Here is a 12,339-nt window from a genome sequence, read left to right as displayed (position 1 = left end):
GAGCCTCACCTCCTGAGGGCGTTCCGGATACGGAAGGAGTCAGACGGGACGGTTACTTGGCGCCGAGTCCGGCGTCCGCGACGGCCGGCCGCTTCTCGGCCTTCAGCACCTTGTCGAGGAGCCTCAGGTCGTAGATGCCGTCGAGCACCGGGTCCTTGAGGAGACCGGTCTTCACCGCGTGGTCGGCCTCTTCCCGCAGCGTCGTGGCGAGCGGGTCGTCGGTCGTCTCGACGTTCTCGAACGCGGGGTCGAGCACCTCGGCGGGCAGTTCCTTGCCGGAGTCGGCCTTGAGCTTCGCGTTGACGGCGGCCTTCGCCTCGTCCGGGTTGGCCTTGATCCACTCGTTGGTCTTCACCGAGCCGCGCAGCACCGCCTCGACGACGTCCGGGTGCTCCTTGAGGAACTTCTGGGAGACGATCACGTTCGTGATGACGAACTCGCCGTCCTTCCAGAGCTTCTTCTCGTCGAGCAGCACCTCGCCGCCGCCCGCGACGAGCTTGGACGCGGTGGGCTCGGGCACCCATGCGCCGTCCAGCGCGCCGGACTCGAAGGAGGCCGGGATCTCCTTGTTGTCCTGGCGCACGACGCTGACGTCGCCCTTGCCGGTGCTGGGGTCGACCTTCAGCCCCTTGCCCGACAGGTAGTTCAGCAGCGCCACGTCCTGGGTGTTGCCGAGCTGCGGGGTGGCGATGCGCTTGCCCTTGAGGTCGTCCAGGGACTTGATCTTCTCGGGGTTCACGACGAACGAGACGCCGCCGGAGGCCGAACCGGAGATGATCCTCAGGTTCTGCCCCTGGGACTTGGTGAATCCGTTGATCGCGGGGGAGGGGCCGATCCAGCCGATGTCGATGGCGCCGGCGTTGAGGGCCTCGATCTCCGAGGGCCCCGCGTTGAACACCTGCGGCTTGACCTGAGTGCCGCCCAGTTCCTTCTGGAAGAGGCCCTTCTCCAGGCCGACCAGGGCGGTGGCGTGGGTGACGTTCGCGAAGTAGCCGATCCGGACCTCGTCGACGCCGCCGATCTTCTCGCCCTTGGCGATGGGCGCGGTCTTGTCGTCCTTCTCGGCCTGCGAGCCGTAACCGCAGGCGCCCAGCGCGCCGATCAGCAGCGGCAGGGCGGCGGCAGCGGCGAGGCTGCGGCGAAGGATGATACGCGCGGCATGCACGGGAGGTGTTCCTCTCGGTGGCCCGGAGACACGTCCCTCACCTGTGGCGGGACGTGTCCGGGAAGACGGCAGGTCTTCGTCGGTACAGCGGAAAGTGGTGCGGCAGGGCGCGCAGGCAGGGCGCGTACGCTACCGGGCACATCGCGCGACGCCGCCCATACCCGCACCGAGGGAACCGCTGCCGACGCGGCCGCCTTCCTTGGCGAACAGTCCGTACATGTCGAGAGTCATGATCAGAAGTCCCAGCCCTCGTCGTCGGCCACGGTCTTCGCCGTCTCGGCGGCGAACGAGTCGCCCGCCATGCCGGCCGCCAGCGTCGTACCGTCCGCCGGGTCGATCAGCAGGAACGATCCGGTGCGGCGCGAGTCGCGGTACGCGTCGAGCGCGAGCGGCTCGGCGGTGCGGACCTTCACCCGGCCGATGTCGTTGGCGACCAGCTGACCCGGGTCCGCGTGCTGGGACAGGTCGTCCAGCGTCAGCCGGGACGGAATCTCCTTGACGATCGCCTTTACCGTGCGCGTGGTGTGCTTGAGCAGCACGCGCTGGCCGACGGTGAGCGGCTGGTCGGCCACGTGGCAGACCGTCGCCTCGACGTCCTGGGTGGTGCGCGGCGCCGAGCCGCTCGGCGCGATCAGGTCGCCGCGCGAGATGTCCAGGTCGTCGGCGAGCGTGACCGTCACCGACTGCGGCGCCCACGCGATGTCGACCGGCTCGCCCAGCGCGTCGATGCCGGTGATCGTCGATGTACGGCCCGACGGGAGGACCGTCACGGCTTCGCCCACGCGCAGCGCGCCGGACGCGATCTGGCCTGCGTAACCCCGGTAGTCGGGGTGCTCCGCGGTCTGCGGGCGGATGACGTACTGGACGGGGAAGCGGGCCTTGCAGCCGGCCAGGTCATGGCTGACCGGGACGGTCTCCAGGTGTTCCAGGACGGTGGGGCCGCCGTACCAGTCCATGTGCGCGGACGGCTCCACCACGTTGTCGCCGGCCAGTGCGGAGATCGGGATCGCGGTGATCTCCGGGACGCCGAGGGAAGCGGCGTACGCCGTGAACTCCTCGGCGATGGCGGCGAAGACGGGCTCGGCGTAGTCGACGAGGTCCATCTTGTTGACGGCGAGCACCACGTGCGGGACGCGCAGCAGGGCGGCGACGGCGGCGTGCCGGCGGGTCTGCTCGACGACGCCGTTGCGGGCGTCGACCAGGACGACGGCCAGCTCGGCGGTGGAGGCGCCGGTGACCATGTTCCGGGTGTACTGCACGTGGCCGGGGGTGTCGGCCAGGATGAACCGGCGGCGCGTGGTGGCGAAGTAGCGGTAGGCGACGTCGATGGTGATGCCCTGCTCGCGCTCGGCGCGCAGGCCGTCGGTCAGCAGCGCCAGGTCCGGCGCCTCCTGGCCGCGCTTGAGGGACGCCGCCTCGACGGCCTCCAGCTGGTCGGTGAGGATGGACTTCGAATCGTGCAGCAGCCGGCCGACGAGGGTGGACTTGCCGTCGTCGACGGAGCCGGCCGTCGCGAAGCGCAGCAGGGTGGTGGCTGACAGTTGCTCGGTCAGCCCGGTAACGGCAGTCATGGTTAGAAGTACCCCTCGCGCTTGCGGTCTTCCATGGCGGCCTCGGACATCTTGTCGTCGGCGCGGGTCGCGCCCCGCTCGGTGAGCCGGGAGGCGGCGATCTCGGCGATCACGGCTTCGAGCGTCGTGGCGTCGGAGTCCACGGCGCCGGTGCAGGACATGTCGCCGACCGTGCGGTAGCGGATCAGCCGTGTCTCGACCCGCTCGTGCTCCTTGGGCCCGCCCCACTCGCCCGCGGTCAGCCACATCCCGCCCCGGGCGAAGACCTCGCGCTCGTGGGCGTAGTAGATGCCCGGCAGCTCGATCTTCTCGCGGGCGATGTACTGCCACACGTCCAGCTCGGTCCAGTTGGACAGCGGGAAGACGCGCACGTGCTCGCCGGGCGCGTGGCGGCCGTTGTAGAGCTGCCACAGCTCGGGGCGCTGGCGGCGCGGGTCCCAGGCGGAGAACTCGTCGCGCAGCGAGAACACCCGCTCCTTGGCGCGGGCCTTCTCCTCGTCGCGCCGCCCGCCGCCGAACACCGCGTCGAAGCGGTGCTGCTGGATGGCCTCGGTCAGTGGCACCGTCTGCAGCGGGTTGCGGGTCCCGTCGGGCCGCTCGCGCAGCTTCCCGGCGTCGATGTACTCCTGCACCGAGGCCACGTGCAGCCGCAGCCCGTGCTCGGCGACCGTGCGGTCGCGGTACTCCAGCACCTCGGGGAAGTTGTGCCCGGTGTCGACGTGCAGCAGCGAGAAGGGCACCGGCGCCGGCGCGAACGCCTTCAGCGCCAGGTGCAGCATCACGATGGAGTCCTTGCCGCCGGAGAAGAGGATCACCGGCCGCTCGAACTCGCCCGCCACCTCGCGGAAGATGTGCACCGCCTCGGACTCCAGGGCGTCCAGGTGGCTGAGCGCGTACGGGCTGTCGGTGCCCTCGCCGACGGTTGCGGAGGTCGTCGTCATCAGGCCAGGCCCCTCTCGGTGAGCAGCGCGTGCAGCGCGGCTGCGGACTCCTGCACGGTCTGCCGGTGCGACTCGATGCGCAGGTCGGGCGAGGCGGGCGCCTCGTAGGGGTCGTCGACCCCGGTCAGCCCGGAGATCTCACCGGCCGCCTGCCTGGCGTACAGACCCTTCACATCGCGTACGGAACACACCTCCACCGGCGTGGCGACATGCACCTCCAGATAGGGCGTGTCACTGCCCTGGTGGCGCTTGCGGACGGCCTCACGGCTGTCGGCGTACGGCGCGATCACCGGCACCAGGGCGGTGACGCCGTTGCGGGCGAGCAGTTCCGCGACGTAACCGATCCGCTGGACGTTGGTGTACCGGTCCTCGCGGCTGAAGCCGAGGCCCGCCGAGAGGAACTCGCGGATCTCGTCGCCGTCCAGCACCTGGACACGGCGGCCCTCGGCCTTCAGCCGTCCGGCCAGCTCGTAGGCGATGGTGGTCTTGCCGGCACTCGGCAGACCCGTGAGCCAGATGGTGGCCCCAGTCACGTCTTTCTCCTGCTCCTGATCGTTTGCCATCAGCCGTGCAGCCCGCATTCCGTCTTGTTGCGCCCCGCCCAGCGGCCGGCGCGGGCGTCCTCGCCCGCCTCGACCCTGCGGGTGCAGGGAGCGCAGCCCACGGACGCGTAACCGTCCATCAGCAGTGGGTTGGTGAGGACGCCGTGCTCGGCGACGTACGCTTCGACGTCCTCCTGTGTCCAGCGGGCGATCGGCGAGATCTTGACCTTCCGGCGCTTCTCGTCCCAGCCGACGACCGGGGTGTTCGCCCGGGTCGGGGACTCGTCGCGGCGCAGGCCGGTCGCCCAGGCGCGGTAGCCCTTCAGGCCGTCTTCGAGCGGCTTGACCTTGCGCAGGGCGCAGCACAGGTCGGGGTCGCGGTCGTGCAGTTTCGGCCCGTACTCCGCGTCCTGCTCCTCGACGGACTGCCAGGGCAGGAGGGTGATGACGTTGACGTCCATGACGGCCTCGACGGCGTCCCGCGTCCCGATGGTCTCCGGGAAGTGGTAGCCGGTGTCGAGGAAGACGACGTCCACACCGGGCTTGGCGCGGGAGGCGAGGTGGGCGACGACGGCGTCCTCCATGGAGGAGGTTACGCAGAAGCGGTCGCCGAAAGTGTCGGCGGCCCACGTGAGGATGTCCAGGGCGGAGGCCTCTTCGAGGTCCCGCCCGGCTTGTTCCGCCAGTGCTTTGAAGTCTTCCTGAACCATCGTCATATCTCGTCCCCTCCACCGTCGTTGCGCTGAACTCCCTGGGCGAGGAGCCCGAGGAACTTCAACTGGAAGGCGCGGTTGCACGCCGCGCATTCCCACGCGCCGTGCCCCGTCTCGCTGGGCCGCAGGTCCTCGTCGCCGCAGTACGGGCAGTAGAAGGGCGCCGCTCGCTCGCTCACGACAGGTCTCCGTCGCTCGCCCGCGCGGCCCAGGTCGCGAAGCGCTCACCGTCTTCGCGCTGCTCCTGGAAGCGGAGCAGGACGCGCTCGACGTAGTCGGGCAGCTCGGCCGAGGTGACCTTCAGGCCGCGGACCTTGCGGCCGAAACCGGCCTCAAGTCCCAGCGCGCCGCCCAGGTGCACCTGGAAGCCCTCGACCTGGTTGCCTTCGCCGTCCAGGACCAGCTGGCCCTTGAGACCGATGTCCGCCACCTGGATACGGGCGCAGGCGTTCGGGCAGCCGTTGATGTTGATGGTGATGGGCTCGTCGAACTCCGGGATGCGCCGCTCCAGTTCGTCGATGAGCGAGGCGCCGCGCGCCTTCGTCTCGACGATCGCCAGCTTGCAGAACTCGATGCCGGTGCAGGCCATCGTGCCGCGCCGGAAGGGCGACGGCGTGACCCGCAGGTCCAGCGCCTCCAGCCCGGCGACCAGCGACTCGACCTGAGCCTCCTCGACGTCGAGCACGATCATCTTCTGTTCGGCGGTGGTGCGCAGCCGGCCCGAACCGTGCGCGCCGGCCAGGTCCGCGATCTTCGTCAGCGTGGCGCCGTCCACGCGGCCGACGCGCGGGGCGAAGCCGACGTAGAAGCGGCCGTCCTTCTGCCTGTGCACGCCGAGGTGGTCGCGCCAGGTCCCGGCGGGCTGCTCGGGCGCGGGGCCGTCGACCAGCTTGTACTTGAGGTACTCGTCCTCCAGGACCTGGCGGAACTTCTCCGGACCCCAGTCGGCGACGAGGAACTTCAGCCGGGCGCGGTTGCGCAGGCGGCGGTAGCCGTAGTCGCGGAAGATGCCGATGACGCCGCCGAACACGTCCGGCACCTCGTCGACCGGCACCCACGCGCCGAGCCGGACGCCGAGCTTGGGGTTGGTGGAGAGCCCGCCGCCGACCCACAGGTCGAAGCCGGGACCGTGCTCGGGGTGGTTGACGCCCACGAAAGCGATGTCGTTGATCTCGTGCGCCACGTCGAGCTGCGGGGAGCCGGACACCGCGGCCTTGAACTTGCGCGGCAGGTTCGAGAAGTCCGGGTTGCCGATGAAGCGGCGCTGGATCTCGTCGATGGCGGGGGAGCCGTCGATGATCTCGTTCTCGGCGACGCCCGCCACCGGGGAGCCGAGGATCACGCGGGGAGTGTCACCGCATGCCTCGGTCGTCGAGAGCCCGACCTCTTCCAGCCGCCGCCAGATCTCCGGTACGTCCTCGATCCGGATCCAGTGGTACTGGATGTTCTGCCGGTCGGTGAGGTCGGCCGTCCCGCGCGCGAACTCCTGCGAGATCTCACCGATGACGCGCAGCTGCTCGGTCGTCAGACGCCCGCCGTCGATGCGCACGCGCAGCATGAAGTACTCGTCGTCCAGTTCCTCCGGCTCCAGGATCGCGGTCTTGCCGCCGTCGATCCCTTGCCGGCGCTGGGTGTAGAGGCCCCACCAACGCATGCGTCCGCGCAGGTCGTTGGGGTCGATGGAGTCGAATCCCCGCTTGGAGTAGATCGTCTCAATGCGTGTCCGCACATTGAGACCGTCGTCGTCCTTCTTGAACTGCTCGTTGCCATTGAGGGGGGTGAAGTGACCTACGGCCCACTGACCCTCGCCACGGTGGCGTCCGGCCTTGCGGCGAGGCGTGGCGGCAGCGGGCTTTTCCGGCGTGGCGGCCATGGTTGTTCGTCCTTCTCTGGCGGCTCAAGGGGTGGCGGATCGCGCCGACCGTACCCCTTGACCTGCGAAGACGCGATCGGACACGGCAGAGCGGAGCGCTCCGCCGAGTGGGCGGAGATCACGTGCGTATCGGGGTGGCCGGTTCGTCCGCGACGGCGGGGACGGCTGAAAACTGCGGCGGTGCTGTGCTGTCAGCCCACCGGACAGATGGCGCTGGACATGCGGCCGAGGTCGACGTGCCGCCGACTCACCAAGGCAACTCCAGCTGAAGACATGACGGAAGCGTGTCACGCGGGTCTCGGGCCAGTCCACCACTGCCCAGAATGTGGACAACACTGTCCCGAAATACGAGACAGTGTGTCGTCGGTCACTCCGCCCGGCCCTCCGGGAGGGCTCAGGGGCGGTCCGGACCCCACGCCCCGGTCATGTCCGCTTCCTCCTCCTCCGCGGTCTTCGTCTCGAAGAGCCGGAACCCGCGGCGCAGGTAGTTGTCCATGGCGTGCGGCCCGTCCTTGCTGCACGTGTGCAGCCACACGCGCTTCGTCTCCGGCCGGCCGGGCCACCGCTGCGCGAGATCCCACGCGCGCGCCGCCCCGTACGACAGCAGATGCCCGCCGATCCGCCGGCCCCGGAAGGCCGGGAGCAGGCCGAAGTACATGATCTCGACGACGCCCTCGTCCTGCGGGTCCAGTTCCACGTAACCGGCCGGCGTGCCGTTCTCGTACGCGACCCAGGTCTCGGCCCCGGGCCGGTCCAGGAGCGCCTGCCACTGCCCGTACGTCATCCCGAGCCGGTCGGACCAGCTGATGTCGCCGCCCACCGCGGTGTAGAGGAAGCGGCTGAACTCGGGGGAGGGGATCTCCGCCCGGACGATCCGGATGTCTCCCGGGGGAGCCGGGGCCGGGCGCAGATCGTCGGGCGAGGTCTGTTCCAGGGACCAGGTGGTCACAGTGACGGTGCTCATGCGGCCCAGGGAACCACGCGCCTCCGCCCCGGCCGAAGCCGGGCCGTCGCGGGACGGCCGCGCCGCGCCCCCGGGGCCGCCCGGCGGTGGAGGGCGCACCCGCAGAGCGCGCCTACTCCGGGTCCCGTACCCGCCGCGCCGCCGTGATCGCCGGCGCCGTGGAGTGCGTCAGCAGGTCCGTCGGGTGGTCCGGGTGGACCACCTCCACCTCCACCTCGTCCACGAAGCGGTACGGGCGGTGCGCGAGGACCTGCGCCAAGTGCCGCCGCAACCGTGACATTTCCGCCCGTACTGTCACCGTCCGGGTCCGGTCGCCGAACAGGTCCGCCGCCAGTTCGGCGGCGCTGCGCCCCTGCCGGTGCAGGCTCAGCACGTACAGCAGCTCCGCGTGCCGGGGACTGAGCTCGTGGGTCCAGCGCCCGGCCGCCCCCGAGACGGTCACCGAGGAACGCCGCCGGCCGCTCAGGTCCAGTACGACCCGGCTGACCGCGCCCTCGTCCGGCCCCGGCGTCTCCTCCTCCACCCGTACCAGCCAGCCGCCGGGCAACGGCTCCACCCCGCACATCCCCAGCGAAGGCAGCCACCTGCGCCCGGCCCGGAACGTCTTGGGCAGCGGAAGCCGGTCGACCGGCGGCATCCCGGTCACCGCCGCGAGCCAGCCGTGCGGGTCCACCGCCAGCGCCCGGCCGCCCACCCGGCACAGGACCGGCGCCGCCACCGACCGCAGGCGCTCGACGGACCTGAGGTGCCGCTCGCGCAGCTCCGCCTCGGCGAGCCGGGCCACGGACTCCACGAGGGCGAGCGTGGCCGGGTGGAACGTGGAGTCGGCCCCGCTCACATCGATGACACCGAGCAGCCGTCCGTCCCGCGGATCGTGCACGGGCGCCGCCGCGCACGTCCAGCTGTGGAGCGTACGGACGAAATGCTCGGCGGAGTGCACCTGGACGGGCCTGCGCAGCTCCAGTGCCGTGCCGATGCCGTTCGTGCCCGCCGTGTCCTCGCTCCAGACCGCGCCTTCCTCAAGACAGATGGAGGCGGCCACGCGCATCACCGCACGGTCGCCGTCGCGCCACAGCACCCGGCCCTCCTCGTCGGTGACCACCATGATCTGCTGCGACGCCCGGGCGACCGAAACCAGCCCCTGGCTGAGCGAGGGCAGCAGCTCGCCGAGCACGGTGGTCCGGCGCCGGTGCTCCAGCTCGCCGGCCGGCAGGGGCTTGCTGCTGGTGCCCCGGTCCGGGTCGACCCCGATGCGCATCACGCGCTGCCAGGACGCGCCGATGACGGGACGCGGCGCGCCACGTGGCGTCCCGCCGGCGGGAGCGGCGGCCCGTCCCCGGTGCAGCAGCCGCGCCGGGCCGGTGGTGTGCGGGGCGCCCGGCCGCGCCGGGCCGGGAGGGACGAGAGGTTCGGTCTTCACTGGGCGTACCCCGTAGCTCACGTGAGGGTCACTGGGTGTGAGGTGGTCACCCCTCATCGTGCCGCGCCGCCGGCGGGCGCGTCCGTGAGTCCGGACAAACATTGCAACGATCTGCAACTCTCGTACGCGGACTTTGCCTGTACGAAAGTGGAGGAGTTCAGCCGGGGTGGTGCCGTGTCGGCGCAGCACCACTCCGGCGGTCCCCGCTCCCGGCGGGTCGTTCCCCCGGCGGCTCGCCGGGTCAGACCACCGCTCTCGCCCGCTCCACGACCGACGCGAGGCCGAGGCTGTACGGCAGCGTGCCGAACGCCGTGCCCCAGTCCCCGCCGAGCCGCGACGCGCAGAACGCGTCCGCGACCTCCGGCGGCGCCCACCGCACCAGCAGCGAGCCCTGGAGCACCAGCGCCATCCGCTCGACGACGCGGCGCGCCCGCCCCTCCAGGCCCTCCAGGTCGGCCAGTTCGGTCAGCAGGTCCTTGATCGCCCCGTCGAGGCGGTGATCGGCGCCGCGCGCCCGCCCGATCTCGGTGAGGAAGGCGTCGAGCGCCCGCGGCTCGCGCTGGAGCGCCCGCAGGGCGTCCAGGGCCTGCACGTTCCCCGAGCCCTCCCAGATCGAGTTGAGCGGCGACTCGCGGAGCAGCCGCGGCATGCCGGACTCCTCGACGTACCCATTGCCGCCCAGGCACTCCAGCGCCTCCGCCGCGACCGGTGTGCACCGTTTCGTCACCCAGTACTTGGCGGCGGGCACCGCGAGCCGCAGGAAGGCCCGGTCCTGCTCGGTGTCGCTGTCGTACGCCGCGGCGAGCCGCAGTGCGAGCGTGGTCGCCGCCTCCGACTCCAGCGCCAGGTCGGCCAGTACGTTGCGCATCAGCGGCTTGTCGATCAGCTTGGAGCCGAACGCGCTGCGGTACGCCGCGTGGTGCGCGGCCTGGACCACGGACTGGCGCATCAGCGCCGCCGAGCCGACCACGCAGTCGAGCCGGGTGGCGGCCACCATCTCGATGATGGTGCGCACCCCGCGCCCCTCCTCACCGACCAGCCGCGCCCACGTCCCGTCGAACTCGACCTCGCTCGACGCGTTGGACCTGTTGCCCAGTTTGTCCTTGAGGCGCTGGATCCGGAACACATTGCGCGTCCCGTCCGGCAGGACCCGCGGCACCAGGAAGCAGCTCAGCCCGCCCGGTGCCTGTGCCAGCACCAGGAAGCCGTCGCACATCGGGGCCGAGCAGAACCACTTGTGCCCGGTGAGCAGGTACTCACCCTCCCCGGCCAGCGGCTGCGCGCTCGTCGTGTTGGCCCGGACGTCGCTGCCGCCCTGCTTCTCCGTCATGCCCATCCCGAAGAGCGCCCCGGCCTTGAGCGACGGCTCCCGCAGCCCCTCCTCGTACACATGGGAGGTGAGCCGCGGCTCCCACTCGGCGGCCAGCTCCGGGTCGGTGCGCAGCGCCGGCACCGCCGCGTGCGTCATGGACAGCGGACAGCCGTGTCCCGCCTCCGCCTGCGTCCACACCAGGAACCCGGCCGCGCGCCGCACGTGCCCGCCGGGCCGCCCCCAGGCATCCGTGAGCCCCGCCGAGACGGCCTCGTCCAGCAGCCGGTGCCAGGCCGGGTGGAACTCGACCTCGTCGATCCGGTGGCCGTAGCGGTCGTGCGTCCGCAGTTTCGGTGGATTCTCATTGGCCTGCACCCCCCATTCCTGGACCCGGGCGGATCCCGCGGTGCGTCCGAGCCACGACAGCTCCTCCCGTACCTCCCCGGCGAGTTCGGGTGCGACGTGCCGCTCCACACCCTCGGACAGAACCCGGTCGGCGGTGAAGACGTCGTACTCCACCAGCGGCGGAGCCTGGTTGGTCACTGTGTGTGTGGTCGCTGCCATGCCGCTACGGTAAGGAGGTGCAGGCAGCAAAAGAAACACCCGAGCGGCCCCACGGCCGGATTCACCGGGCCAGGGTCCTCTACCGCAACGTCTCCATGCGCAAGCTGGCCTGGCTGTTGCTGAAGGACACCGTCAACTCGTGCATCGAGTACCGCATCCTCGGCCTCGCGGCCGAGGCGGCGTTCTTCACCCTGCTGTCCCTGCCGCCCCTGCTGCTCGGCATGATCGGCCTGCTCGGTTACGTCGACGCCTGGACCAACACCGACACGGTCGCGTCGATCGAGCGCAACATCCTGACCGCTGCCGAAACGGTCCTGTCCGACCGGGGCGTCAACGACTTCGCCAAACCGCTCATCGACGACGTCACCCAGGGCGCCAGGCCCGACATCATCTCCATCGGTTTCGGCATCGCGCTCTGGTCGGGATCACGCGCGGTCAACGTCTTCATCGACACGATCACGGTGATGTACGGCCTCGACGGCCACCGCGGCATCGTGAAGACCCGGCTGCTCGCCTTCCTGCTGTACGTCATCGCGCTGGTGATCGGCGCGGTGGTGCTGCCGCTGATGGTGGTCGGCCCCGACCGGGTGGTGGACCTGGTGCCGTTCGGCACGGAGGTCGTCAGCATCCTGTACTGGCCCGTGGTCATCGTGCTGTCCGTCATCTTCCTCACGACGCTCTACCACGTGTCCGTGCCCGTCCGCTCGCCGTGGGTCGAGGACGTCCCCGGCGCGCTGATGGCCCTCGCGATGTGCGTCCTCGGCAGCTTCCTGCTCCGGATCTACCTGACCAGCACCGTCGAGGGCCCGACCATCTACGGCTCCCTCGCCGCCCCCATCGCCGTCCTCCTGTGGATCTGCATCTGCGCCTTCGCGGTCCTGGTGGGCGCGGCGGTCAACGCCGCCATAGACCGGGTCTGGCCCTCGGTCGCCACGGCCGCGGCCCGCGAGGCCAACGACCGCGTACGTGCGGCCCAGGCGGCGTTGGTCGTCGCGCGGGCGGAAGCGGCGCGCGCGGCGGCGGGCGAGGCGGGCGAACCCGACCCGGACATGCCGTCCGAATTCCCGGAGCGCTGGTCGAGGTTCCTGCCGCCGGACGACGTGAAGTCCCGCCTGCACACGGGCCGCGACAAGGACGCGAAGGAACCGCCGCAGGAGGCGCGGGACGCCCGTGACCCCCACGACGCCCGTGACCCCCACGACGCCCGTGATCCCCACGACGCCCGTGACTCATGGGAGACCAGGGAGAGCCGGCAGCCGCGCCCGTAGGCGGAG

At 70.9% G+C, this 12,339-nt stretch carries 12 protein-coding genes; 1 reads left to right on the top strand and 11 read right to left on the bottom strand.

Features of this window, described 5'->3' with window-relative positions; genetic code table 11:
* Nucleotides 1-52 precede the first annotated feature (52 nt).
* The 11 genes from BN1555_RS06090 to BN1555_RS06045 all read right to left on the bottom strand — a co-directional run bounded on the left by BN1555_RS06090 (nt 53) and on the right by BN1555_RS06045 (nt 11,065).
* Nucleotides 53-1,165, bottom strand: coding sequence for an aliphatic sulfonate ABC transporter substrate-binding protein (locus BN1555_RS06090; RefSeq protein ID WP_093798427.1), 1,113 nt, complete (start codon nt 1,163-1,165; stop codon nt 53-55).
* 233 nt (nt 1,166-1,398) lie between these two features.
* On the bottom strand, nt 1,399-2,736 hold the full coding sequence (locus tag BN1555_RS06085) for a sulfate adenylyltransferase subunit 1 (RefSeq protein ID WP_093798426.1): 1,338 nt from the start codon (nt 2,734-2,736) through the stop codon (nt 1,399-1,401).
* A 2-nt stretch (nt 2,737-2,738) separates the two neighbouring features.
* Nucleotides 2,739-3,677, bottom strand: a complete 939-nt coding sequence (gene cysD, locus BN1555_RS06080; protein WP_093798425.1) for a sulfate adenylyltransferase subunit CysD — start codon at nt 3,675-3,677, stop codon at nt 2,739-2,741.
* Nucleotides 3,677-4,258, bottom strand: a complete 582-nt coding sequence (gene cysC / locus BN1555_RS06075; protein WP_176709969.1) for an adenylyl-sulfate kinase — start codon at nt 4,256-4,258, stop codon at nt 3,677-3,679. Before cysC ends, cysD begins: the two co-directional genes overlap by 1 nt.
* Complete coding sequence (locus BN1555_RS06070; RefSeq protein ID WP_093798423.1) at nt 4,240-4,935, bottom strand: phosphoadenylyl-sulfate reductase; 696 nt, start codon at nt 4,933-4,935, stop codon at nt 4,240-4,242. The genes cysC and BN1555_RS06070 overlap by 19 nt, the downstream gene beginning before the upstream one ends.
* A complete protein-coding gene (locus BN1555_RS06065) occupies nt 4,932-5,111 on the bottom strand; it encodes a hypothetical protein (RefSeq protein ID WP_093798422.1) in 180 nt (59 codons plus the stop codon). The genes BN1555_RS06070 and BN1555_RS06065 overlap by 4 nt, the downstream gene beginning before the upstream one ends.
* Nucleotides 5,108-6,805 carry a nitrite/sulfite reductase gene (locus BN1555_RS06060; RefSeq protein WP_093798421.1) on the bottom strand — a complete coding sequence of 566 codons (1,698 nt, stop codon included), beginning with the start codon at nt 6,803-6,805 and terminating at the stop codon, nt 5,108-5,110. Before BN1555_RS06060 ends, BN1555_RS06065 begins: the two co-directional genes overlap by 4 nt.
* Before the next feature lie 191 nt (nt 6,806-6,996).
* A complete protein-coding gene (locus BN1555_RS41550; RefSeq protein WP_355250053.1) occupies nt 6,997-7,080 on the bottom strand; it encodes a putative leader peptide in 84 nt (27 codons plus the stop codon).
* Nucleotides 7,081-7,199: 119 nt separating this feature from the next.
* Entirely contained in the window at nt 7,200-7,769 is a 570-nt protein-coding gene (locus BN1555_RS06055; RefSeq protein ID WP_093798420.1) for a GNAT family N-acetyltransferase, read from the bottom strand.
* Nucleotides 7,770-7,881: 112 nt separating this feature from the next.
* Nucleotides 7,882-9,114, bottom strand: coding sequence for a helix-turn-helix domain-containing protein (locus BN1555_RS06050; RefSeq protein ID WP_255306372.1), 1,233 nt, complete (start codon nt 9,112-9,114; stop codon nt 7,882-7,884).
* A gap of 316 nt (nt 9,115-9,430) precedes the next feature.
* Entirely contained in the window at nt 9,431-11,065 is a 1,635-nt protein-coding gene (locus BN1555_RS06045; RefSeq protein ID WP_093798418.1) for an acyl-CoA dehydrogenase family protein, read from the bottom strand.
* 17 nt (nt 11,066-11,082) lie between these two features.
* On the opposite strand from BN1555_RS06045, the gene BN1555_RS06040 reads away from it, so the two are divergent.
* Nucleotides 11,083-12,333: a YihY/virulence factor BrkB family protein gene (locus BN1555_RS06040; RefSeq protein ID WP_093798417.1), complete on the top strand. Its 1,251-nt coding sequence runs from the start codon at nt 11,083-11,085 to the stop codon at nt 12,331-12,333.
* Nucleotides 12,334-12,339: the final 6 nt, after the last annotated feature.

The sequence above is a fragment of the Streptomyces sp. Wb2n-11 genome, from assembly GCF_001049855.1.
Taxonomy (GTDB): Bacteria; Actinomycetota; Actinomycetes; order Streptomycetales; family Streptomycetaceae; genus Streptomyces; species Streptomyces altiplanensis.
This window is presented reverse-complemented; position numbering and strand designations above follow the sequence as displayed.

Excerpts from the sequence above, each read along its gene's own strand:
- BN1555_RS06085 (WP_093798426.1), bottom strand. The coding sequence starts at position 2,736 with ATGACTGCCGTTACCGGGCTGACCGAGCAACTGTCAGCCACCACCCTG.
- cysD (WP_093798425.1), bottom strand. The coding sequence starts at position 3,677 with ATGACGACGACCTCCGCAACCGTCGGCGAGGGCACCGACAGCCCGTAC.
- cysC (WP_176709969.1), bottom strand. The coding sequence starts at position 4,258 with ATGCGGGCTGCACGGCTGATGGCAAACGATCAGGAGCAGGAGAAAGAC.
- BN1555_RS06070 (WP_093798423.1), bottom strand. The coding sequence starts at position 4,935 with ATGACGATGGTTCAGGAAGACTTCAAAGCACTGGCGGAACAAGCCGGG.
- BN1555_RS06060 (WP_093798421.1), bottom strand. The coding sequence starts at position 6,805 with ATGGCCGCCACGCCGGAAAAGCCCGCTGCCGCCACGCCTCGCCGCAAG.
- BN1555_RS41550 (WP_355250053.1), bottom strand. The coding sequence starts at position 7,080 with ATGTCTTCAGCTGGAGTTGCCTTGGTGAGTCGGCGGCACGTCGACCTC.
- BN1555_RS06055 (WP_093798420.1), bottom strand. The coding sequence starts at position 7,769 with ATGAGCACCGTCACTGTGACCACCTGGTCCCTGGAACAGACCTCGCCC.
- BN1555_RS06045 (WP_093798418.1), bottom strand. The coding sequence starts at position 11,065 with ATGGCAGCGACCACACACACAGTGACCAACCAGGCTCCGCCGCTGGTG.